Raw genomic sequence first — 23075 nt, forward strand, 5'->3', positions numbered from 1 at the left:
TGACGCCATGTCTCGATTTCGCGGCCAACCTGCTTTGACGACTGGCCGCCTCTTCATTGGCCTGATGTCTGGCACGAGCCTGGATGGCGCCGATGGCGTGCTGGTGCGTTTACATACGCCCGGCGCGTTTCCATCGGCATCCGGCAACGCTCCAACGGCCGCGTACGCCACCGAAGACGTCGAGCAAGCGCCTGCCGTGGAAGTCCTGGCAACCACGGCATTGCCCATGCCGACCGAACTGCGGCGCGAGTTGCTGGCGCTGAACCAGAGCGGCGCCGACGAGCTGCATCGCGCAGCGCTGGCCAGCCAAGGATTGGTGCGCTTATACGCCGAGACTGTCCAGACCTTGCTGGACCAGGCGCATCAACCCGCTACCGCCATCGCTGCCATTGGTGCGCACGGGCAAACCGTGCGCCACCGTCCGGAATTGGGCTTTACGCTGCAACTCAATGCCCCCGCCTTGCTCGCTGAGTTGACAGGCATCGACGTGGTGGCTGATTTCCGCAGCCGGGATGTGGCGGCAGGAGGCCAAGGTGCCCCCTTGGTGCCGCCCTTTCACGCAGCCGTGTTTGCCTCGCCCGCCCCGCGGGCCGTATTGAATCTGGGCGGCATTGCCAATCTCACCCTATTGACGCCTGGCGAGCCGCCACGCGGCTTTGATACAGGCCCCGCCAATGTTTTGCTGGATCTTTGGTGCCAGCGGCATACCGGCCGGCCGTACGACAAAGACGGGCAATGGGCGGCTGGCGGCCAGGTGCAGCCAGCCCTGCTCGAACACCTATTGGCCGAAGAACCCTGGCTCGCGCTGCCGCCCCCAAAATCGACGGGACGCGACTTGTTCAACGCAGCGTGGCTGGACGAACGTCTGCAAAATTACGAGGGCGCAACAAAACTCGCCCCGCAGGACGTTCAAGCGACATTGCAACGATTTACGGCTCGTACTGTAGCGGATGCGCTAGAGGCGACAGCCCCCGCTACCCACGATGTACTGGTATGCGGCGGCGGGGCACGCAACGCAGGATTGATGCGCGAATTGGCGATCTGCCTGCAGCGCCCTGTCAATCCCACCGACAACGCAGGCGTGCCGACCCAATGGGTCGAAGCCATGGCGTTTGCCTGGCTGGCACAAGCCTTTTTAGATCGGATTCCGGCTGGCGTGCCTGAGGTCACAGGCGCACGCGGGCCGCGTGTGCTGGGCGCGCTGTACCCGGCCTGAGCGGCGGGCAGTTTACGGGTAATTCTGCTACGGACTAGCAGGCAGGCTGGGCGACGCCCAGCCTTGCAGGTGTTATACCGAGAACGACGAACCGCAGCCGCAGGTGGTCGTGGCGTTCGGGTTGCGAATGACGAATTGCGCGCCTTCGAGGTCTTCTTTGTAGTCGATTTCGGCACCGACCAGATACTGGAAGCTCATGGGATCGACCAGCAATTGCACGCCATCCTTGTCCAGCACGGTATCGTCATCGCTGACGGCCTCGTCAAAGGTAAAACCATACTGGAAACCGGAACAGCCGCCGCCCTGCACAAAAACGCGCAGTTTCAATTCGGGGTTGCCTTCTTCGGCCAGCAGGTCTTTGACTTTGGCCGCGGCGGAATCGGTGAAAATCAGCGGCGTCGGCGGCGCCTGGAGATCGACGGTTTCGGTGACTGCATTCATGGTGGAGCTCCTGGCCGAAAAATCGGCCAATATCACGTATAAAGTTGACGGGCGAACCGCCTCAATACTCTCATAGTAGCGCAGAGATGCCCGGGGTTCAAAATGCCAGTTTGATAGTGCGGGACGCCCGCACGGTGGATCCCTCGAGTACGCTGATGATTACGGTTTCGGGGACGAATCCCTCTGGCAGCTCGAGCACGCCTTCGATGCGCTGATATTGATCGAATTGCAGCGACAAAAGGCCACCCGTGGCAGCCACTGCGCCGGCTGAGGGCTTGGGTTCGCTGCCAGGCGAGGCCTTGGCATTATCACCGTTGCCGTCGCCCTCCGGGGTATCGGTCTTTACTTGCATGGGGGCCAAGTCGACAGAAACGACGTCCCCTTTGAGCACACCCGAAGCCTGGAAACGTAAAGTGCCCACGAATGGCGCGTCGCTGCGGCCACTGCGCATGAGCAACACACGATACCTCAGCCCTTGCCCGTCACGCTGGACCTCTGCGCCACGGATATCGACAGCGCCTTCGGGTCCGGGCGGCAATAATTGCTCGAAAAAAGCCAGGCGATCACGCACGCGGCCCAGCTCGTCCTGCCCGGCGCGCAACTGTGCCTCGAGTTCTTGGCGAGCGGCACGCTCGACCGCGATTTCGCCATCGGCCGTATCGAGCTGGGCCCGCAGGAAACGGCTCTCTGCCTGGCTTTGCCGTACCGCAGCATCTTGTGCTGCGACTTGTTCAGCAGTAATGACGACACTGGGAACCGCCATCACCGATTTTTGCGCGTACTGATAGCCAGCCAGCGCCCCCATGGCCAAGCCGACGACCAGCGCACTCAGCACGAACAGCCATCGCGAGAGAGAGCCGGGACGTGACCCGGCCGTGGATTCAGGAACCGATTGCATCTAAGCCGATCCGGCCAGCCCGTCGGGGCCGGCCAGAAATCCCCTACGGCAGAATAGCCACTTGATCGAGGCCGGCGGATTCGGGCAGGCCAAACATCAGGTTCATGTTTTGCACGGCCTGACCCGATGCGCCCTTGACCAAATTGTCCTGGATCACCAGCACAATCAACAGATCTCCGTTATTGGGACGCTGCACCGAAATGCGCAGATTGTTCGACGCACGCACCGAACGAGTTTCGGGCAAACTGCCGGCCGGCATCACATCGATAAACGCCTCGTTGGCGTAACGCTTTTCGTACAGCGCCTGGAAATCCGTATCCAGCGCTTCAGGGCGGATACGCGCATACAAGGTCGAAAACATGCCGCGGATCATCGGCACGAGATGCGGCACGAACGTCAGGCCGACTTTGCCGCCCGCCAGTTTTTCGAGTTGCTCGGTAATTTCGGGATGATGGCGATGCCCTGCCACACCGTAGGCTTTGAAATTGTCGCTGGCTTCGGAGAACAAGGAGCCGACCTCAGCCTTGCGACCGGCGCCTGAGACACCCGATTTGCAATCAGCGATCAGGGTTTGGGTATCGACCAGTTGGGCGCCGTTCTCGATCAAGGGGGCCAAGCCCAGCAAAACCGTCGTCGGATAACAGCCGGGATTACCGATGACGCGCGCCTTGGACACGGCAGTGCGATTGAGTTCGACCAGACCGTAGGTGGACTCAGCCAGGATGTCGGGGCAAGCATGCGGCATCTTGTACCAACGCTCGAACGTGGCGGTGTCCTGCAGGCGGAAGTCTGCAGCCAGATCGATGATACGAGTACCGGCAGCCAGGAGCTCTTTGGCCTGCGCCATGGCCACACCGTGCGGTGTGGCAAAGAAGACAACATCGCAATCTGCCAGATTGGCCTTTTCAGACGTGGAAAACGCCAGATTCACGCGGCCGCGCAAATTGGGATACATGTCGGCCACCGGCAGCCCGTCTTCTTTGCGTGAGGTGATGGCGGTCAGTTCTACATGAGGATGTTGCGACAACAGACGCAGCAACTCGACGCCGGTATAACCGGTGCCGCCGACAATGCCAACCTTGATACGGGAGTTCGATGCTTGGGCCATGGTGGGGGGGTATTCCGTAAGACGAAAAATAATTGTATCGCTAACTTAATACCGATATTTTTAATACCGACATCTCATCGTCACGCGGCTTGCCGAATGCAAGCGTGAAAGACAGGTCAGGCACGGGACACGATGACGCGCCCCGCCCCAATCGCTCGCGCATCGCAAAAAACAAAACGCCCCTGTAAAAACAGGGGCGTTTTGTTTTGCCACCAGAGCCGCTTTCGCGACCCGGGGCAAGCAAGACGATTAGCGCTTGCTGAACTGCTTGCGCCGACGAGCCTTGCGGAAGCCGACTTTCTTACGTTCGACTTCACGGGCATCGCGGGTCACGAAGCCGGCTTGCGACAGCGCGGGCTTGAGGGCCGCATCGTAGTCGATCAAAGCGCGGGTGATGCCGTGACGAATCGCACCGGCTTGGCCGGTTTCGCCGCCGCCGTGCACGTTGACTTTGATGTCGAACGATTCCAGGTGGCTAGTGAGTTCGAGCGGCTGACGCACGATCATGCGGCCAGTTTCGCGAGCGAAGAATTCGTCGACGGGCTTGCCGTTAACAACGATTTTGCCCGAGCCTTTCTTGATGAAAACACGAGCCACCGAGGTTTTGCGACGGCCGGTTCCGTAGTTCCAGTTACCGATCATGGCGTTTCCTTAGATATCCAGCGGCTTGGGCTGCTGAGCGGTGTGCGGGTGCTCGGCACCAGCATACACCTTGAGTTTCTTGATCATGGCGTAGCCCAGCGGACCCTTGGGCAACATGCCCTTGACGGCCTTCTGGATGGCACGGCCGGGAAACCGCTGCTGCAGTTTCTCGAAGTTCGTTTCACGGATACCACCGGGATAGCCGGTGTGACGGAAGTACTTTTTGTCTTGCGTCTTGGTGCCCGTAACAACGATGTCGGCAGCGTTGATGATGACGATGTAATCGCCCGTATCAACGTGCGGCGTGAATTCAGGTTTGTGCTTACCACGCAGGCGGCGTGCGACTTCGCTGGCCACACGACCCAGGACTTTGCCCTTGGCGTCGATCACAAACCAGTCACGTTGGACTTCATGCGGCTTGGCCACAAAGGTCTTCATGATTGGTTCCTAAAAGTAAATTTTTCTCGTCAGAACAGCCTGATGAGAGTTTTTTTCCTATTCCGTCGTGCCTAGGTGCATCATCTGCCTGGAAAACCCTGCCTGACGATACTATCCGCAGCTGGCCTAAGCGTTATTACCCGCCCGTGCTACCCAACCGGAATAAGGGAAAGCTGATCATTCTAGCACGATTGCTCAAATATTGTGCAACTCGGCGACCATCGTCGGCGAAAAGCCTGGCTTCTGCGGTATCACCACCATCTCCTGGTACGCAGCGAGAGCCGGCGCGATAGCGCGCGAAAAGCAACGTGGGGGCNNCGNNNGGCGCACAAGGCNCCCACGTTGTTGCATGCCGACCGCTTGTTTATTTGTGAGCCGACATCGCTACGCCCAGATACTGGTCGTACGACCCTTCGGCCAGGCGGAACCATGGCACCACGCTGTCACGGAAGCCCATGTAGTTGTCGTACAAAGCCTTGAATTTCGGGTCTTTGTCGCTGAACTCCTTGTACACCGTCTGGGCTGCCTGGTACGACGCGTCCATCACGGCGCGCGGGAACGGACGCAGCTCGGCGCCCGCGGCGATGAGCCGGCGCAGCGCGCCCGGGTTTTCGGCGTCGTAGCGCGAAGTCATGGCCACATGCGCCACACGGCTGGCCGCTTCGACAATGGCTTGGTAGTTCTTGGGCAAGCTGTTCCAGGCGCCTTCGTTCAGGTACAGCGACACTTGAGGACCGCCTTCCCACCAGCCCGGATAGTAGTAATACTTTGCGACCTTGTTGAAGCCCAGCTTTTCGTCATCGTACGGACCTACGAACTCGACGGCGTCCAGCGTGCCTTTTTCGAGCGACGGATACACGTCGCCACCTGCCAGTTGCTGCGGCACCACGCCCAGACGCGAGAGGACTTCGCCCGCGAACCCGGCGGTACGCATTTTCAGACCCTTGAGGTCTTCGACGGTCTTGATTTCCTTGCGGTACCAGCCCCCCATCTGCACACCGGTGTTGCCCATGGGGAAGTTGACGATTTTGTGCGGCTTGAACATCTCGCGAGTCAGCTTCATGCCGTCGCCGTTGAACATCCACGCGTTCATCTGACGTGCGTTCAGGCCAAAAGGCACGGCCGCGTCAAAGCAGAACGCCGGGTCCTTGCCGTAGTAGTAATACGACACGGTATGGCCACACTCAATCGTGTTGTTGGACACCGCGTCCATGACCTGCAAAGCGGGAACGATTTCACCGCCCGGGAAGTGACGGATATTGAATTTGCCGCCGGTGGCTTCGTTGACGAACTTGCAGAAAATGTCGCCAGTACCGAACAGCGCGTCCAGGCTGCGCGGGAAGCTGGACGCCATGCGCCAGTTCAGGCTGGGTGCGTCTTGCGCGAATACCGGCGCGGCAACTGCCGCGCTACCAGCGACAGCGCCCAGGCCGGCTTGTTTCAAAAACGAACGACGTTGCATAAAGGTTGGCTCCTCGACAGCAATTTGGTATGAGATATCGCACGCGATATGTGGCGGATATTACACGTTGTTATATCTATACCGTAAGAGGGGTTACCAGCCCGCAAGCCGGCAATCTTGGATTTGGCCCGCCCAACAGGGCCGGACTGCGGGCAGCCCGGCCTGCTACAGAGACAAAAAGGCGAGTCACCGGCTGGCGGCGCGCGAATCAGACCCCGGCAATCGCCATTTGCTCGATAAGAATCGAACCGGTGCGCTTGGTCCCACGGGCAATCGTATCGGCGCCCACGGCGGCGATCTGACGGAACATATCAGCCAAATTGCCGGCGATGGTGATTTCCTGGACCGCATGCTGGATCTGACCGTCTTCCACCCAGTATCCGAACGCGCCGCGCGAGTAATCGCCCGTGACGTAATTGACGCCCTGACCGATCAGCTCTGTCACCAGCAGCCCGGTACCGAGCTTGCGCAGCATGGCTTCGAAATCATCGTCGGCCGAAGTCAGGCGCGAGGACAAGGTCAGGTTATGCGAACCACCCGCATTGCCGGTGGTCGTCATACCGAGCTTGCGCGCCGTGTAGGTCGACAGGAAATAGCCCTCCAGCACGCCGCCTGTCACCACGCGGCGTGCTCGGGTGCGCACGCCCTCGTCGTCAAAGGGCGAACTGCCCATGCCGCCAGGCACGTGGGGGTCTTCGGCAATGTCGATATGGTCGGGAAAGATGGGTTTGCCCAGGGAATCGACCAGAAAACTGGCCTTGCGGTACAAGGCGCCGCCGCTGGTTGCCTGCGTAAACGCGCCCAGCAGCCCTAAAGCCAGAGGCGCCTCAAAGAGCACGGGAAATTTACCGGTGCGAATTCGTTTGGCCGACAGGCGCGACAGGGTGCGCTCGGCCGCGTAACGGCCGACGGCCTCGGGCGCGGCCAACAACGCCGGATCACGTTCCGAGCTATACCAGTAGTCGCGCTGCATGTTGTTGCCACGCCCGGCGATCGGGGCGACCGACAGACTGTGGCGCGAGTACGGGTAACCGCCCAAGAAGCCTCGGGTATTACCCATGACGAACTGGCCCTCGTAGGTGCCTACGGTTGCGCCATCAGTATTGGTGATGCGGCGATCCACGGCTCGGGCTGCACGCTCGGCGCGCAATGCCAGTTCGGCGGCCTGCTCCGTGGTGACTGGCCAGGGGTAGTGCAAGGCCAGATCGGGTACATCGGTAGCCAACTGGTCGGCATCGGGCAATCCGGCTGCCGGGTCGGCTGCCGTATGGCGAGCGATGTGCCATGCGGCCTCGACCGTCTGGCGCAGCGCGGCCTCGGAAAAATCCGAGGTCGAGGCCGAGCCGCGGCTCTGGCCGGCGTACACCGTCAAATCCAGCGAGCGGTCGCGGGTTTGTTCGACCGTTTCGATATCGTCTTTACGCACCGATACCGACAGCCCCAGGCTTTCGGAAATCTCGGCAGCAGCGTCACTGGCGCCGATCTGGCGTGCATACGCCAGGACTTGTTCGACCAGTTCGCTGAAACGCGCGTGGTTCGCGGCCACGGGAAGAGAGGAGGTAGAAGTATTGACCATTGCAGTCCAGTAAGCAGAGACGGTTATCATAGCCAAGTCTGCGTTGATGCTGTTCCCTCATTGCGTTCCTCATGAATTCTTCTATCCCTGATTCGACCGCCGAAGGCGAATTCGACGAAAACGGTTACGACCGTCCCAGCAAATCGCAAATCAAGCGCGAAATGCATGCCCTGCTCGATTTGGGCAAACAATTGATCGAGTTGCCTGACGACCGTCTGAAGCAATTGCCCCTGGCCGAACGCCTGTACGAGGCAATTCGCCTGGCACAAAAGACGACCAGCCGCGAAGGCAAGCGCCGGCAGACCCATTTTGTGGGCAAGCTGATGCGTGATGCGCCCGCCGATGAGATCCGTGCGCAGCTCGATGTCTGGCAAAACGGTTCGCGCGAAGAAACTGCCGCCATGCATCGGCTGGAATCGCTGCGTGACAAGCTGCTGAGCAACGACGATGCCTTGACCCAATTACTCGATGCCCATCCGGGCGCCGATGTGCAGGCATTGCGCGCGACGATACGCGCGGCACGCAAAGAAGCGCAAGGCAATGCCACTCTGCAGCCGGGCCAAGAGCCGCAACGCAAGCATTACCGCGCCCTGTTCCAAGCCCTGAAAGCCCTGTCTGCCTGACGCTGATGACCCAGACCACGGCGCCAATCAATACCCATTAGCCAAATCGGACCGTTTTCGGCCCTCTCGTTTCTTCCTGCCACCATGACTGCTACCCCTGCCCTGTTGGACTGCATCGAAATGCAGACCGCCGCCAACCCGACTCATGCCGTGATATGGCTGCATGGCTTGGGAGCCGACGGTAATGACTTTGCGCCGATCGTGCCTGAACTCCGATTAGGCGATAGCCCGGCAGTGCGCTTTGTGTTTCCCCATGCACCGGTGCAACCCGTGACGATCAATGGCGGGATGGCCATGCGGTCGTGGTACGACATTCTGGTCACTGACTTGGTGCGCCAAGAGGACGCAGCAGGCATCCGGCAATCTGAAGCCGCCGTACGGGCGCTGATCGCCCGCGAGAATGCTCGCGGCATCCCGACCTCGCGCATTGTGCTGGCCGGATTCTCGCAAGGTTGCGCGATGACGCTGCATACAGGGCTGCGATTGGAAGAAAAACTGGCAGGCATGATCGGCCTGTCCGGCTACCTGCCATTGCTCGACACGGCAGCCGCCGAGCGTCACACCGCCAATGCCGGCACGCCGATTTTTCTGGCGCACGGCACGTTTGACCCTGTCGTTGCGCTGCCGCGTGCCGAGGCCTCGCTGGCGCAATTACAGTCGTTAGGCTATGACGTGCGCTGGCATACCTACCCGATGCCCCACTCGGTATGCGCCCCGGAAATCAACGATATCGCGGCGTTTTTGCGAGAAGTCTTGGCAGCGGCGTAATTGAGGGAAAAACCCAAATCGGGTACGACAAAACCCAATTCGGGTTTACTCATGGCCGGCTAGGACGTCGCCGATATTTCGGCGTGCGCCGAGGGGCAGCGAGACATTCAACGTCCGGATTGCCCCTCGATTTCAAGAAAGCAGACTCAACCACACCCGTCGCATGGTGGGGTCTTCCGGATCCGGATCGTTCGTAAATCCCAGACGCGTCATCAGCGTCAGCATCGGCCGGTTATTGGCCAACACGAGGCCATCGATATATTCCAGCCCTTGGTCACGGGCCGCGTCGATCAGGGCTTGCATCAATTGTCCGCCCAGATGCCGGCGTTGCCAGTCATCACCGATGACCAATGCATACTCGGCGCCGCGCCCATCAGCATTACGCAAATAATGCGCAAAACCGATGATGATCTCGTGCGGATGCCCCCGGTTTGCCGGATTCGGGACATAGGTGGTCGCCACCAACGCCAGCTCGCGGTGGTAATCGATTTGCGTGTATCGCGCCACCATGCGCGGCGTGAGTTCGCGCATCATGGACACAAAACGCATATAGCGCGAACGCTCTGACAGGCCACGGATGAAATCCTGCAAGGTCTGCCCGTCTTCGGGACGAATGGGACGGATCATCCATTCTGTCCCGTCATCGAATTCGCGGTGACGCACCAAGCGCGCAGGATAGGGATGAATCGCCATATGCGGATAACCGCTGGCTTGCGGCGTGGCGCAGGCAGGCTCGGCGCATAGGGTGATGCGCAGTCCAGCAGCGCGCAATTGCGATTCACCCGCGTACAGCGGATCGATATCCAACGACTCGATGGCGGGCAACTCGGAAATGGCCTCGGACACCTGAACCAGTGTGTGCTGCAAGGCTTCGGCAGCAGCGCTGCTGATCTGCGAGGCGAGCACGCGCTGCCATGTACGGCTGCGTTCGATCAGTTGGCGCGCCAAAAAGCCATTGAGCGGCGGCAAATCCCGGCCTCTATCGGAGCCCGCTGATAGCAATGCGTCGGGACCGCCTGCACCGAACTGGATGATGGGCCCGAAATTTGGGTCACGCCGCACGCGAATGGCCATGGGCCGCGACTCGGGCTCACCCGGCAGCACGCCCGCAGGCACATCACGCAGAGGGACATAGAAGGCATCCAACACGGCGCGGCACTCGGACACAGACAAATCCAGGCGGCCCGCTGCGCGAACGCCTTCCAGCACAAGGCGCGCCTTGCTCACGTCCGGCAAGCGGCTAGGCGGCTCGGGCGGCAGCGTTTGCAGCAGTAATTGTTGGTTGTAGTAGTGCGTGGAGAGTACGCCAAAAGCATCGGCGGCAGACTCAGGCGTGCGAAAGGCTGGGGTTCCGACATCGTCGAGCATCCGACGCAGCGGCCGCATGCCCGCGTCGCCCATGAAACAGCTGACCACGGGCTTGCGGGCATTTGGTGCAAACTGTGCCAATTGACGCGCAACAGCAGGCATATCCGCCAGTGCATCGGGCGCCAGCACCACCAGCACGCCGTCTACCCCTTGATCGTCGATCAAACTATCCAGCATAGCCTGTATGCGCTCCGGCGTCAGGGGCACATAGGTAATGACAGGATTGGCAGTCGCCGCATCGGGTTCGAGCAGCTCCGTCAACGCCCGCCGCGTGGCAGGAGCCAACTCGGCGCGCAACATCGCCGTGTCCGGGCCGATGAGATCCAGCGCCAACTGAGGCGGGCCGCTGCCATTGGACAGGATCGCAACGCGGCGGCCACGCGGGCGCCGCGTATAACCCAGCACCTTGACGGCCGAGAACAGCTGCACAAAATACCGGACGCGTACCGCGCCTGCCCGTCGCAGCGCGGCATCCAGCGCAGGATCACTGCCTGGCGGGCCATCACGGCCGGCCTTGAGCACAATCACGGGTTTGACGCTGGCGGCCGAGCGCAGCGCGCTCATGAACTCACGTGCGACGCCCACGTCTTCCAGATACAGCACGATGCTGTCCGTCCTGGGGTCGCTGGCCAGAAAGTCCAGCACTTGAGCCAGACGGATTGAAGCCTCGTCTCCCAGCGAAATCGCGGTGGAAAAGCCGATATGCACATCGTCCGCCCAGTCCATGACAGCGGCGGTGATCGAACGCGATTGCGTCACCAACGCCACACGGCCGGCGCGCGCCAAAAAGGAATGCTGGCTGAAATTCAGGCTGGCATGGGGCCGTTGCAATCCAAAGGCCCTAGGCCCCAATAGCGCGCAACCCGTTTGCTCAGCCCATGCGCGGCATAACGCCAAGGTGCCGCCGGGATAGGGATCGGGCAGTTCGTGGGGCAGCACAATCGCGGCACGCGGCTGCAACGCTGCGAGGCGCCGCAAAACATCCGGCAATATCGCGGGCGAAACACATATCAACGCCAGATCGGGCCGCTGCCCGGCGGGCAAACCCCGGCAGCTCTCGGGAATCGCCGGCGCCTGCCCTGCCTGCACATCGACCTGGGTCGTGCTCCCACGCAATTCGGCCCGTAAAGTATTGACCACAGGCAGGGGCCGGTCGGCCACGATCACCAGGGATTTGGGGTCGAACAGCGGGGCAAGAGCGTGTCGCAACATAGGCAGGTCGGGCGCTATTCTAAAATAAGCCCATCGTAACAAGACGGCCGCGTGATCGCCATGATCGCGCTCCATGTTTTCCGCCCTGTCGCGGCGGCCTGCCACGCCTTTTTCTGCTGACTATGACCTCGACCCCTATCCGCACCCGTTTTGCCCCATCGCCCACGGGTTTTCTGCATTTGGGCGGCGCCCGCACCGCGCTGTTTTCCTGGGCGTTTGCACGCCACAACCAGGGTGTTTTCGTGCTGCGCATCGAAGACACCGACCTGGAGCGCTCCACGCCCGAGGCGGTGCAAGCCATTCTGGACAGCATGGACTGGCTGGGCATGCAACCGGACGAAGGCCCGTTCTATCAAATGCAGCGCATGGACCGCTATCGCGAAGTCGTCGCACAAATGTTGCAAGCCGGGACGGCCTATCATTGCTACAGCTCGCCCGAAGAAGTCGAGCAAATGCGAGAAGCCGCCCGCGCCAAAGGATTGAAGCCGCGTTACGACGGCACCTGGCGCCCGGAGCCGGGCAAGACACTGCCCGCCATCCCGGCAGGCCGCAAGCCCGTCGTGCGTTTCAAGAACCCGCAAGACGGCTCCACCAGCTGGAACGACATGGTCAAAGGCCCGATCAGCTTTGACAACAGCGAACTCGACGACCTGATCATCGCGCGTCCCGACGGCACGCCTACGTATAACTTCTGCGTAGTGGTCGACGATTGGGACATGGGCATGACGCATATTCTGCGCGGCGACGATCACGTCAACAACACGCCGCGCCAGATCAACATTCTGCGCGCGCTGGGCGCCACGGTGCCGGAATACGGTCACGTGCCGATGATCCTGGGCCCCGACGGCGAAAAGCTCTCCAAACGCCACGGCGCCGTCAACGTGATGGAATACGATGCGCAAGGCTACTTGCCCGAAGCGATGATCAACTATCTGTCGCGCCTGGGCTGGAGTCATGGCGATGACGAGCTCTTCACGCGTGAACAGTTGGTGCAATGGTTCGACACGGATCACTTGTCCAAATCCGCATCGCAATGGGACCCGAAAAAGCTGAACTGGGTCAATGCGCACTACATCAAGCAGATGGACGACGCCGAGTTGGCCGCCCGCGTTGCCCCGCGCATTGAAAAACGTGGCGGCAACCCGACCGCGACCGACCTGCCCGCCGCGATGGGATTACTGAAAGACCGCGCCGAAACGCTGGAGCAGCTGGCCGAATCCGCGATGTTATTCTGCAAGCCGTTCACGCCCGCGCCGGCCGAACTGGTGGAGCAACACTTGACTCCAGCCGCGCGCGAAGCCCTGGCCGACTTTGCGCAACGAGCTGCAGACACGGACTGGACACGTGAAGGTATCACCGCGCTCATCAAGGCCGTGCTGGCCGATCGGGGCCTGAAAATGCCGCAACTGGCAATTCCGTTGCGCGTTGCCGTCGTGGGCCAGACCCAGACGCCGGCAGTGGATGCAGTGCTCGCTTTGATTGGAAAAGATACGGTCTTGCAGCGCTTGGGCGCAATCTGAGTCGACACGCCCAAACCGGAACTGTTGAGGCTGAAAAGGTGCTGCTAACGACTTGGCAGCACCTTTTTCACTCCAAAGACTGCGCAACGCCAAAACTACAGTGTCGAGGCGCAATCCGGTGTCTTCGATCCGGACGCATTGGTCGCACGCCTGAAACCATCGTAGTCCTGACGCCCGGTGTTGCTTCACGCCTTCATTGAACTACTGGCTCGCCGGTTTTCGCCTGCGCGCGGCGCTTTAATGCCCACGCAAAGCTGGCGCCCAATAGAGGCAGCAACACCGCCGACGTACCGAACAACACGGCAGCGCCTGCAACGTCCACAAACACGCCCGCCAACGCCACCCCCACGGCCTGTCCCATGAACAAGCACGAGGCAAACCACGCCACGGCAGTTCCTCTCGCTGATGGCACCATCTGTGTCGCATTGGTTTGCAACGTCGCATGCAGCAAGTAATACCCAAAGCCCGCAAGCACGCTCGCCCCCAATGCCCACCCCCATGCCGGGCCGAGCCAATACGCAAGAAAAGCGACGGATAGGACGACACCGCCCGCGGCGGCGAGACCTCGTTCGCCCAACCAACGCAGCACCCGCCCCGCCACCAAGGTGTAAAGCAATCCGCCCAAGGCGTATACCGCGACCACAGCACCGGCGGCCGTCAACGACAATCCAAAACGGTCATGCAAATAGGCAGGCGCGAATGCCAAAGAGCCGAATACCAGCAGCCCTTCCAGGAACACCGTGACCAGGACAATACGCGCCCACGGCACGCCAAACACGGTACGCACCTGGGCCACAAAGCCATGCCGCGGCCCTGATTGAGACGCCACCGCCGGGCCCGNNNNGGCAGATAACCGCCGCTGCACTGCCTGTTGTTGCGCGACCTCGCGCAACAACAGGCTACCGACAACTACATACCCCACGACCAAAAACGCAAAGGCCCAGCGCCATCCCATCGTGTCCGTAATCAATCCACCGGCCAACTGGCCCATCGCCATTCCCAAAATCGTACCTGTCAGAAAGCGCGCCAAGGTCGCCTGCCGCTCTTCGTAGGGCACGTTATCACCGATCCACGCCATCGATAACGGCACGATGCCGCCGCCCGCCGCACCAGACAATGCCCGGCACACAATCAATACGTCCAGGTTCGGTGCCATCACCGCCCCTGCACTGCCGATGGCACACGCAAAAGTCGCGATGGCGACGACACGAAATTTCCCGTAGCGATCCCCCACGGGCCCGAAAAACATCTGCAGCAAGCCGTACGCCACTGCAAACGCCGTCACGGTGGCGCCTGCTTGTCCCGTCGAGGTGCCAAACTCGGCAGCCAGCCGCGGCAACATCGGATCGCAAATACGAAAAGCACTGGCGCTGACGAAAGCCGCCAGCGCCAGTAAGAGAATGGCTCGATTCTGAGAATGTGGAGAGGACATCTGCGCCGTGTGATTTCGATTCTGAAAAAAGTATGGGCGCCCGAAGACCGTCTATCCAGAACAACACTGCCGGATCGTCCCCACGTTTCCTTATTACCGATAGGGATCGGATCAGGCAGTGCTATCAGAAGCGCTCAATAAGGTAAACGATAACCCGGTTGCATGCGACGCGCCGTAATAGACTGCCCGCCGCTACGCAATTCGCGCAACGTCAAACGTGCCGGTTCGGTTTTCTCGATCCGATAGCGGTTCTGATAAATAGGATCGTCGATGTCGATCGGCTCACCATTGGATTTGATCGTCTGCAAGGTGATCACGCCATCGGCGACCTGCCAGCAGCCTGCCTCGCGCAAACCCGGACGAATACGTCTGCCAACCTTCAGCTGCGTGTCATAGGCCATCGAGCCATCGGCCCCCAACACGATCAACGCACTGAAATCGCCAGCCACTCCGCGAGGGCGCGTATTGGATTGCCATGTACCGACCAACTGACTGCCTGCCTGTGCCGGCGAGCAAACAATAGGCCGAGGCGCCTCAGACGCAACTGAAACCTGCTCAACGGGCGCTTTTTTCGTCACGCATCCCACCAACGTCAACACTGCACCCGCTACAACAAAACCGCGATACCGCCACACACTCTTCATGACACCCTCGAAATGCACGCGCATCACACCGCCGCATCGCGGATCTATCCCTGCGCATTTGCAGGTGCGACTCTAATGAGGGCGTGCTCAGGATGCAATGCAGCAATATCGAGAATGCTGTGTCGACGCAACAGTCTGGAAACAAACAATGAACACGAAAATCTTGACTTTGCTGCCGAGGATCGCCGTTATTCCGAGGGCGATCGCGCCCCTGGTTCACGTAATCCGCGAGATCACGCCGCGAACATCACGTCACAAACTCCAAACGACCGACATCATGCTGCCAACTTCATGCGGCATCGAGGGGTAAACGGACTTCGTGCTTGATCTCGCGCAGAGCCACAATCGTGCGGGTCTGACGAATGCCCGGCAGATTGAAGAGAAAGCGATGCAGGAACCGGTCATACGCCTCCGGGCTTTCCACCAGGATCTTCAACAGAAAATCCGAGTCGCCCGTGACCGCATAACACTCCAGGATCTCGGGCGCATTGCGCACCGAGCGCTCGAAATGTTCCACCGTGCTGGCCGAGTGCCGCTCGAGACTGATCTGCGCGAACATGCACCCCTGCAACCCGACCTTGGTGCGGTCTACCTGGGCCGAATAGCCCAGGATCACGCCCGCGGCCTCCAGCGCCTTTACCCGGCGCCACACCGGCGCAGTGGACAAGCCTACCTGCTCGGACAGTTGCTGAGCCGACGCCCGGCCGTCTTCTTGCAGGGCGCGCAGGATACCGATGTCTGTTTTGTCCATTTTTTCCCCGGCTTTCACTCAAAACGAAATGTTTATTTCGAATTATAGGGATTACACGATCCAATAACGCAATAAATCATGATCCGTGCGCACCTATGATGATCGTAATAATAGGCAGGAGCGAAATCATGGACGGCACCCCACTGGATCCGGCCCCGGCAGACGAACCGGCACTGGATCTGGATTATCAACTGCACGACAACCTCACCCGCACAAACGGCCGCATCTTTCTGACAGGCACGCAAGCGTTGGTGCGCATCCTGTTGGCCCAACGCCGCCGCGATCGCGAGCGCGGGTTGAATACGGCAGGCTTTATTTCGGGGTATCGGGGCTCGCCCCTGGGCGGCGTAGACATGGCCATGTGGAAGGCCAAGTCCATCCTCGACGCCCATCAAATCACCTTTCTGCCTGGCATCAACGAAGACATGGCGGCCACCGCCGTCATGGGCACTCAACAGGCCGGCGTGCGTGACGATCGCAAAGTCGATGGCGTGTTTGCGCTGTGGTACGGCAAAGGCCCCGGCGTAGATCGCGCGGGCGACGCCCTGCATCACGGTAACGCCGCTGGCGCCTCGCGCCATGGCGGCGTGCTGGTGGTTGTCGGCGACGATCACACCGCCGTATCGTCATCCATTCCCCATGCGAGCGAGGCCTCGCTGATCGGCTGGCAAATGCCGATCGTGCATCCCGCCTCGATCGACGAATACGAGACCTTTGCCCTTTGGGGCTGGGCCTTGTCGCGTCACAGCGGCGCATGGGTCGCATTCAAAGCCGTCTCCGAAACCATCGAGAGCGGCCAGTCGTATACCCCCGCCCCCATCGCGCACTACGACATGCCTGCCGATCCCCAATTGCCGCCCGAGGCATTGGAGTACACCGCACGCGACTTTCTGTCCCCCGCGGTCGAACTGCGCATGCAAACGCGCCTGAAAGCCGTACGCGCTTTTGCGCGCCGCCACAGCATCGACAAGCTCATCTGCCCTGCACCACACGCCACGGTGGGAATCGTCACCGTCGGCAAGGCGCATCTCGACACACTGGAAGCACTGGTACATCTGGGCATCAATCCGCATGCCGCGGATAGTCCCGTGCGTATCTACAAACCGGGCCTGACCTGGCCACTCGATGCCGAACGTCTGTTTGATTTCGCACATGGGCTGTCGCACATCCTGGTCATCGAAGAAAAAGGCGCGGTCGTCGAAAGCCAGATCAAAGATCTGCTCTACAACCGTCCCGAGCGTCCCACGGTCGCGGGCAAGACCGGCTGGGACGGCGAGCCTTTGATTCCGTCAGCGGGCCAGTTACGCCCCTCGCTGCTGGCAGCCCCCTTGGCCGCATGGCTGGCGCGTGCGGCGGGACTGCACCACGTGTCCGTTCCTGCAACGCTGATTTGCGCAACGCCACTGTCCAATGACGCCGATGGCATGCGCCGCCGCCCCTACTTTTGCTCGGGATGCCCGCACAACAGTTCCACCAAAGTCCCCGATGGCAGCCAGGCACTCGCGGGGGTGGGCTGTCATTACATGGCTGCATGGATGGACCGCAATACTGCCGGCCTGACACAGATGGGCGGAGAAGGCGTCGACTGGATCGGGCTCTCTAACTATATAGAGATGCCCCATGTCTTCCAGAACATGGGCGAGGGCACGTACTACCATTCGGGCTACCTCGCGATCCGGCAGGCCGTCGCGGCACGGGCCAACATCACATACAAGATTCTGTTCAACGATGCCGTCGCCATGACGGGCGGGCAGCCGGTGGACGGACCGATCTCGGTGCCGCAGATCTGCCAACAACTGCGCGGCGAGGATGTTGCCCGCATCGTCGTCACCACCGACGAGCCCGACAAATATCAAGGCGTCGAGTTGCCTGCCGGCGTGACGGTGCATCACCGGCGCGAACTGGATGCCTTGCAACGTGAACTGCGCGAGACCAAAGGGGTCACGGTCCTGATTCACGACCAGACCTGTGCCGCCGAAAAACGCCGGCGCCGCAAAAAACAGCAATTCCCCGACCCTGCACGCCGGCTGCTGATTAATAGTGCAGTGTGCGAAGGCTGTGGCGACTGCGGGACGCAATCCAACTGCTTATCGATCGTGCCCCTGGAGACACCGTACGGGCGCAAGCGCGCCATCGATCAGTCCAGCTGCAACAAGGACTATTCCTGCGCCGAAGGGTTTTGCCCGAGCTTTGTGTCGGTCATGGGCGGCAAACTGCGCAAGCAGGCAGCACCACGCAAGAGCTCGGCAACGCCCACGGCAGGCAACGGAACGTCGATCCCCATGGCGACGGCCGCCACCTCGGCGACTGCTGCATGGCACCAAGCCGCTGCTGTGCTGCCCATGCCCTCCATTGAGACGCTTACGCAGCCCTATCGCTTGCTGGTCGCGGGAATGGGTGGCACCGGCGTGATCACCATCGGGGCGATTGTATCCATGGCCGCCCATCTGCAAGGCCTCTCAGCGTCGGTATTGGACCTGACTGGCCTGGCGCAAAAAGGCGGCACCGTCATCAGCCATATCCGGTTAGCCCCCGCACATGCCGCCAATGGCCCCGTCAGACTGGACTGGCAACAAGCCGACGCCGCGATTCTGTGCGATCCGGTTGCCGCCACCGCCCCTGACGCCCTGGGTGCGCTACGTCACGCGCACACGCAAGCCGTGGTCAATACCTACGTTGCACCCGTTTCCGAATTCACCCGCGACCCCGATGCGGCATTACGGCCCGACGCCTTGCTGGCCAAAATCCAGCACGCGGTCGGCGCCAGCCATACTGCCGCCCTGGATGCTCATCACGCCGCACAAACGCTATTCGGCGACAGCATTCTGTCCAATATGTTCATGTTGGGCTACGCCTGGCAGCGCAACCATGTGCCGCTCGCGCATGCGGCACTGGTCCGCGCGATCGAGCTCAATGGCGTCTCGGTGCAGGCCAATCGCGATGCTTTTGAAGCCGGCCGGCTCGCCGCGCACGACCCAAAGGCACTGGCGGCGGCAATGCGTCCCGCGGGACAGGTCGTCCAACTGCACGTCCCCGAATCGTTCGAACGCATGGTCTCGCGCCGCGTTCGCGACCTCACTGCTTACCAAGACGCCAGCTATGCACGCCAATATCAACAACTGGTCGAACGCGTGGCGCAACGCGAACGCGAGATAGCGCCCTCCTCCCGCTCACCGCGCTTGGCCATCGCGGTGGCCCGCAATCTGTTCAAACTGATGGCGTACAAAGACGAATACGAAGTCGCCCGGCTCTATACAGATGGCACGTTCCAGCAACAATTGCGCGAACAATTCGAGGGGGACTACACCCTGCGTTTTCACATGGCGCCACCGCTACTGGCACGCAAGGACCCGCACACGGGCATTCCTCGCAAGATCGCCATGGGCCCCGCGACCATGGCCCTGATGAAAATCCTGGCGCGATGCAAACGCGTACGGGGAACTTGGCTCGACCTCTTTGGCCGCAGCGAGGAACGCCGGATGGAACGCGAATTGATCGCTCAATATCGCCAGACAGTGGACACCTTGCTCGAACATTTATCGCCCGCCAATCTGGCCCAGGCGGCGAAGATTGCGGCGCTGCCGGATCAGGTTCGCGGCTTTGGCCATGTCAAAATGGCCAATGTGGCGCGATACCGCAATGCTCTGCAGCAGGAACTGGAACATTACGGCCCACCGGCCATGACGGAGATTTCTCTGCGCCGACGCGCGTAAAATAATGACTTGAAGTAATCACTACGCCGCACGCGCCTGATTGGCGCGTGCTTCGCATTTTGTCACGATTAATTAACAGACCTCTCGCAGCTTCTTCTTGTGCCCCTCCCCCATTGATCACTAGAATTAGTGTCATACGAGGGGTGGTACACTATATGTAGTGGTCGAAACATAGCCAAATTCACTTCATTCTGGCGCGGCCGGGTGTTCTCCCCGCTCAGCTCGACCCTCACGCATTTAGACACATTTAGCACCCGACACGGACCATACCCGTGTCCTTTTACGTTATTTCCACAGGAGCTTCCATGCAGACGACGATCGCCTCTGTGACCCGGCCTTCCGCCGAGCCGCCCTCCCAAACTGCCGTTAAATCAGCCGACGCGAATGGCGGCCAATGGGCCAGCTATAGCGTCATCCGACGCAATGGCTCGGTTGTGGGCTTTGAGCCCGGCAAAATCGCTATCGCGATGACCAAGGCTTTTCTGGCCGTCAATGGCGGCCAAGGTGCCGCGTCCGCGCGCGTGCGCGAGCTGGTCGAAACGCTGGCCACTCAAGCAGTCAACGCGCTGGTGCGCAATCGCCCCAATGGCGGCACCTTTCATATCGAAGACATCCAGGATCAGGTCGAACTGGCCCTGATGCGCTCGGGTGAGCATGATGTCGCGCGCGCCTACGTGCTGTATCGCGAGAAACGTGCCCAGGAGCGCGCCGCCACCCAGGGGCAAAGCAGCCTCACCTCGCCGTCGCAAGGCGAGACCAGCCACCTGAATGTGGTGGAAAACGGTGTGCGCAGCCCGCTGAACCTGAGCGCCCTGCGTGCCACCATCGAGGCCGCTGGCGAAGGCTTGAGCGAGTTCATCGACACCGAAACCATCCTGAAGGAAACGGTCAAGAACCTGTACGACGGCATCCCTGTCGACGAAGTTTTCAAGTCCGCGATTCTGTCTGCTCGCGCACTCGTCGAAAAAGATCCGGCCTACAGCCAAGTCACCGCTCGTCTGCTGCTGCACACGATCCGCAAAGAAGTCCTCGGCGAAGAAGTCTCGCAAGCCAGCATGGCGACTCGCTATGCGGAATACTTCCCCACCTTCATCCAGCGCGGTATCGAAGGCGGCTTGCTCGACCCCAAACTGGCTGAATACGATCTGGCGCGCGTCGCTGCCGCCCTGGATTCGCGCCGCGACCTGCAGTTCAGCTATCTGGGCCTGCAGACGCTGTATGACCGCTACTTCCTGCACATCCGCGGCACCCGCATCGAATTGCCGCAGGTCTTCTTCATGCGCGTCGCCATGGGCCTGGCCCTGCGCGAAACCGATCGCGAAGCCCGCGCCATCGAGTTCTACGAGATCCTGTCCTCGTTCGACTTCATGAGCTCGACGCCCACGCTGTTCAACTCGGGCACCCTGCACTCGCAACTGTCGTCGTGCTACCTGACCACCGTGTCCGATGACCTGGAAGGCATCTACGACGCCATCAAGGAAAACGCACTGCTGGCCAAATACGCTGGCGGCCTGGGCAACGATTGGACGCCGGTACGTGCCTTGCGCAGCCACATCAAGGGCACCAACGGTGAAAGCCAGGGCGTTGTGCCGTTCCTGAAAGTCGTCAACGACACCGCTGTCGCCGTGAACCAGGGCGGCAAACGCAAGGGCGCAGTCTGCACCTATCTGGAAACGTGGCACCTGGATATCGAAGAATTCCTGGAACTGCGCAAGAACACCGGCGACGAGCGCCGCCGCACGCACGACATGAACACGGCGAACTGGATTCCCGATCTGTTCATGAAGCGCGTCATGGAAAATGGCGAATGGACCTTGTTCTCGCCGTCCGACTGCCCCGACCTGCACGACAAGTACGGCAAAGCTTTCGAACAAGCCTACGTGGGCTACGAAGCCATGGCCGAACGCGGCGAGCTGAAGCTCTTCAAGAAAATGCCCGCCGTGTCACTGTGGCGCAAGATGCTGTCGATGCTGTTCGAAACCGGCCATCCGTGGATCACCTTCAAAGATCCGTGCAACATCCGTTCGCCGCAGCAACACGTCGGCGTCGTGCACAGCTCGAACCTGTGCACCGAGATCACGCTGAACACCAACGACTCGGAAATCGCCGTGTGCAACCTGGGTTCCGTGAACCTGGTCGCTCACATGAAACCCGCAGCCGCCGGTGGCTACGAGCTCGATCACGACAAGATCAAGCGCACCGTCAGCATCGCCATGCGCATGCTCGACAACGTGATCGACATCAACTACTACGCCGTCAAAAAAGCCAAAGACTCGAACGAGCGCCATCGTCCGGTTGGTATGGGCATCATGGGTTTCCAAGATTGCCTGCACATGATGCGCGTGCCGTACGCCTCGCAATCGGCCGTTGAATTCGCAGATCGCTCGATGGAAGCCGTGTGCTACTACGCATACTGGGCCTCGAACACGCTCGCACAAGAACGCGGCCGTTATCCTTCATACGAAGGCTCGCTGTGGTCGCGTGGCATCTTGCCGCAAGACTCCGTCGCGATGCTTCGCGATGAGCGTGGTGGCCATGTTGAAGTCGATGATTCGAGCACGCTTGATTGGGATGCGTTGCGTGCAAGCATCAAACAACACGGCATGCGCAACTCGAACTGCATCGCAATCGCCCCAACAGCGACAATTTCCAATATCATTGGTGTATCTGCGTGCATTGAACCTACTTACCAGAACTTGTACGTCAAATCGAATCTCTCCGGCGAGTTCACGGTCGTTAACGATTATCTCGTGCGTGACCTGAAGAAACTCGGTCTCTGGGACGAAGTCATGGTCGCCGACCTCAAGTACTTCGATGGCAGCCTGTCCCGCATCGATCGCGTACCTTCCGAACATCGCGAACTCTACGCCACTGCGTTCGAAGTCGAACCGCGCTGGCTGGTTGAGTGCGCATCGCGCCGTCAGAAATGGATCGATCAAGCACAATCGCTCAACATCTACATGGCGGGCGCATCGGGCAAGAAACTCGACGACACGTACAAGCTGGCATGGCTGCGTGGTCTGAAGACCACCTACTATCTGCGCACAAAGGGAGCCACCAGCGCTGAAAAATCCACGGGCCGCGGCGGCGAGTTGAACGCCGTGAGCGCGGGCCAGACTGCAGCAGCAGTCGTGGCCGCAGCAGCCCCTGCTTTGCCGGAACCCGAAATTCTCGGGGCGGTTTGCACGATGCGGCCGGGTGATCCCGGTTTCGAAGAGTGCGAAGCCTGCCAGTAATCACAACCGCCTCCGGAGAATTTATTT

At 60.6% G+C, this 23075-nt stretch carries 17 protein-coding genes and 1 pseudogene; 6 read left to right on the forward strand and 12 right to left on the reverse strand.

The window, feature by feature from the left end; translation table 11 throughout:
• Positions 1 to 7 precede the first annotated feature (7 nt).
• Positions 8 to 1216 carry an anhydro-N-acetylmuramic acid kinase gene (locus ACNA0I_RS18260; protein WP_415807433.1) on the forward strand — a complete coding sequence of 403 codons (1209 nt, stop codon included), beginning with the start codon at positions 8 to 10 and terminating at the stop codon, positions 1214 to 1216.
• A gap of 72 nt (positions 1217 to 1288) precedes the next feature.
• Here ACNA0I_RS18260 and erpA read toward each other — a convergent pair whose 3' ends face one another.
• The 7 genes from erpA to pmbA all read right to left on the reverse strand — a co-directional run bounded on the left by erpA (position 1289) and on the right by pmbA (position 7781).
• Positions 1289 to 1657, reverse strand: a complete 369-nt coding sequence (gene erpA / locus ACNA0I_RS18265) for an iron-sulfur cluster insertion protein ErpA (protein WP_094819788.1) — start codon at positions 1655 to 1657, stop codon at positions 1289 to 1291.
• Between the two features lie 97 nt (positions 1658 to 1754).
• The gene (locus ACNA0I_RS18270; RefSeq protein ID WP_415807434.1) at positions 1755 to 2555 is read right to left on the reverse strand and encodes a DUF6776 family protein; all 801 of its coding nucleotides are present in this window, start codon (positions 2553 to 2555) and stop codon (positions 1755 to 1757) included.
• Between the two features lie 43 nt (positions 2556 to 2598).
• Positions 2599 to 3663, reverse strand: coding sequence for an N-acetyl-gamma-glutamyl-phosphate reductase (gene argC, locus ACNA0I_RS18275; protein WP_415807435.1), 1065 nt, complete (start codon positions 3661 to 3663; stop codon positions 2599 to 2601).
• 249 nt (positions 3664 to 3912) lie between these two features.
• The gene (gene rpsI / locus ACNA0I_RS18280; protein ID WP_415807436.1) at positions 3913 to 4305 is read right to left on the reverse strand and encodes a 30S ribosomal protein S9; all 393 of its coding nucleotides are present in this window, start codon (positions 4303 to 4305) and stop codon (positions 3913 to 3915) included.
• A gap of 9 nt (positions 4306 to 4314) precedes the next feature.
• Positions 4315 to 4743 carry a 50S ribosomal protein L13 gene (rplM, locus tag ACNA0I_RS18285; RefSeq protein WP_094819785.1) on the reverse strand — a complete coding sequence of 143 codons (429 nt, stop codon included), beginning with the start codon at positions 4741 to 4743 and terminating at the stop codon, positions 4315 to 4317.
• A 364-nt stretch (positions 4744 to 5107) separates the two neighbouring features.
• Positions 5108 to 6205: a TRAP transporter substrate-binding protein gene (locus ACNA0I_RS18290; protein WP_415807437.1), complete on the reverse strand. Its 1098-nt coding sequence runs from the start codon at positions 6203 to 6205 to the stop codon at positions 5108 to 5110.
• Positions 6206 to 6413: 208 nt separating this feature from the next.
• The gene (gene pmbA / locus ACNA0I_RS18295) at positions 6414 to 7781 is read right to left on the reverse strand and encodes a metalloprotease PmbA (protein ID WP_415807478.1); all 1368 of its coding nucleotides are present in this window, start codon (positions 7779 to 7781) and stop codon (positions 6414 to 6416) included.
• 71 nt (positions 7782 to 7852) lie between these two features.
• On the opposite strand from pmbA, the gene yjgA reads away from it, so the two are divergent.
• Complete coding sequence (yjgA, locus tag ACNA0I_RS18300) at positions 7853 to 8404, forward strand: ribosome biogenesis factor YjgA (protein WP_415807439.1); 552 nt, start codon at positions 7853 to 7855, stop codon at positions 8402 to 8404.
• 84 nt (positions 8405 to 8488) lie between these two features.
• A complete protein-coding gene (locus tag ACNA0I_RS18305; RefSeq protein WP_415807440.1) occupies positions 8489 to 9172 on the forward strand; it encodes an alpha/beta hydrolase in 684 nt (227 codons plus the stop codon).
• Between the two features lie 132 nt (positions 9173 to 9304).
• On the opposite strand, the gene ACNA0I_RS18310 is transcribed toward ACNA0I_RS18305, so the two are convergent.
• The gene (locus tag ACNA0I_RS18310; RefSeq protein ID WP_415807441.1) at positions 9305 to 11752 is read right to left on the reverse strand and encodes a bifunctional acetate--CoA ligase family protein/GNAT family N-acetyltransferase; all 2448 of its coding nucleotides are present in this window, start codon (positions 11750 to 11752) and stop codon (positions 9305 to 9307) included.
• 122 nt (positions 11753 to 11874) lie between these two features.
• Between ACNA0I_RS18310 and gltX the strand changes: the two genes are divergently transcribed.
• Complete coding sequence (gene gltX / locus ACNA0I_RS18315) at positions 11875 to 13272, forward strand: glutamate--tRNA ligase (RefSeq protein ID WP_415807442.1); 1398 nt, start codon at positions 11875 to 11877, stop codon at positions 13270 to 13272.
• 193 nt (positions 13273 to 13465) lie between these two features.
• On the opposite strand, the gene ACNA0I_RS18320 is transcribed toward gltX, so the two are convergent.
• From ACNA0I_RS18320 to ACNA0I_RS18335, 4 genes and pseudogenes are all read right to left on the reverse strand, one after another.
• On the reverse strand, positions 13466 to 14112 hold a 647-nt coding region (locus tag ACNA0I_RS18320; RefSeq protein ID WP_415807443.1), incomplete at its 5' end, for an MFS transporter.
• Between the two features lie 4 nt (positions 14113 to 14116).
• A pseudogene (locus ACNA0I_RS18325) lies at positions 14117 to 14704 on the reverse strand (MFS transporter); the annotation flags it as partial.
• A 134-nt stretch (positions 14705 to 14838) separates the two neighbouring features.
• On the reverse strand, positions 14839 to 15348 hold the full coding sequence (locus ACNA0I_RS18330) for a hypothetical protein (protein ID WP_415807444.1): 510 nt from the start codon (positions 15346 to 15348) through the stop codon (positions 14839 to 14841).
• A gap of 289 nt (positions 15349 to 15637) precedes the next feature.
• Positions 15638 to 16099 carry an Lrp/AsnC family transcriptional regulator gene (locus ACNA0I_RS18335; protein WP_415807445.1) on the reverse strand — a complete coding sequence of 154 codons (462 nt, stop codon included), beginning with the start codon at positions 16097 to 16099 and terminating at the stop codon, positions 15638 to 15640.
• A gap of 143 nt (positions 16100 to 16242) precedes the next feature.
• Between ACNA0I_RS18335 and ACNA0I_RS18340 the strand changes: the two genes are divergently transcribed.
• On the forward strand, positions 16243 to 19812 hold the full coding sequence (locus ACNA0I_RS18340) for an indolepyruvate ferredoxin oxidoreductase family protein (protein WP_415807479.1): 3570 nt from the start codon (positions 16243 to 16245) through the stop codon (positions 19810 to 19812).
• 305 nt (positions 19813 to 20117) lie between these two features.
• Positions 20118 to 23048 (forward strand): ribonucleoside-diphosphate reductase subunit alpha, encoded by a 2931-nt coding sequence (locus ACNA0I_RS18345; RefSeq protein ID WP_415807446.1) that lies wholly within the window; start codon positions 20118 to 20120, stop codon positions 23046 to 23048.
• The last annotated feature ends 27 nt before the right edge of the window (positions 23049 to 23075 follow it).

The sequence above is a fragment of the Bordetella muralis genome (genome assembly GCF_965139205.1).
GTDB lineage: Bacteria > Pseudomonadota > Gammaproteobacteria > Burkholderiales > Burkholderiaceae_B > Bordetella_A > Bordetella_A muralis.

Excerpts from the sequence above, each read along its gene's own strand:
- ACNA0I_RS18335 (WP_415807445.1), bottom strand. The coding sequence starts at position 16,099 with ATGGACAAAACAGACATCGGTATCCTGCGCGCCCTGCAAGAAGACGGC.
- argC (WP_415807435.1), bottom strand. The coding sequence starts at position 3,663 with ATGGCCCAAGCATCGAACTCCCGTATCAAGGTTGGCATTGTCGGCGGC.
- pmbA (WP_415807478.1), bottom strand. The coding sequence starts at position 7,781 with ATGGTCAATACTTCTACCTCCTCTCTTCCCGTGGCCGCGAACCACGCG.
- yjgA (WP_415807439.1), top strand. The coding sequence starts at position 7,853 with ATGAATTCTTCTATCCCTGATTCGACCGCCGAAGGCGAATTCGACGAA.
- ACNA0I_RS18305 (WP_415807440.1), top strand. The coding sequence starts at position 8,489 with ATGACTGCTACCCCTGCCCTGTTGGACTGCATCGAAATGCAGACCGCC.
- rpsI (WP_415807436.1), bottom strand. The coding sequence starts at position 4,305 with ATGATCGGTAACTGGAACTACGGAACCGGCCGTCGCAAAACCTCGGTG.
- gltX (WP_415807442.1), top strand. The coding sequence starts at position 11,875 with ATGACCTCGACCCCTATCCGCACCCGTTTTGCCCCATCGCCCACGGGT.
- ACNA0I_RS18260 (WP_415807433.1), top strand. The coding sequence starts at position 8 with ATGTCTCGATTTCGCGGCCAACCTGCTTTGACGACTGGCCGCCTCTTC.
- erpA (WP_094819788.1), bottom strand. The coding sequence starts at position 1,657 with ATGAATGCAGTCACCGAAACCGTCGATCTCCAGGCGCCGCCGACGCCG.
- ACNA0I_RS18330 (WP_415807444.1), bottom strand. The coding sequence starts at position 15,348 with ATGAAGAGTGTGTGGCGGTATCGCGGTTTTGTTGTAGCGGGTGCAGTG.
- ACNA0I_RS18310 (WP_415807441.1), bottom strand. The coding sequence starts at position 11,752 with ATGTTGCGACACGCTCTTGCCCCGCTGTTCGACCCCAAATCCCTGGTG.
- rplM (WP_094819785.1), bottom strand. The coding sequence starts at position 4,743 with ATGAAGACCTTTGTGGCCAAGCCGCATGAAGTCCAACGTGACTGGTTT.
- ACNA0I_RS18290 (WP_415807437.1), bottom strand. The coding sequence starts at position 6,205 with ATGCAACGTCGTTCGTTTTTGAAACAAGCCGGCCTGGGCGCTGTCGCT.
- ACNA0I_RS18345 (WP_415807446.1), top strand. The coding sequence starts at position 20,118 with ATGCAGACGACGATCGCCTCTGTGACCCGGCCTTCCGCCGAGCCGCCC.
- ACNA0I_RS18270 (WP_415807434.1), bottom strand. The coding sequence starts at position 2,555 with ATGCAATCGGTTCCTGAATCCACGGCCGGGTCACGTCCCGGCTCTCTC.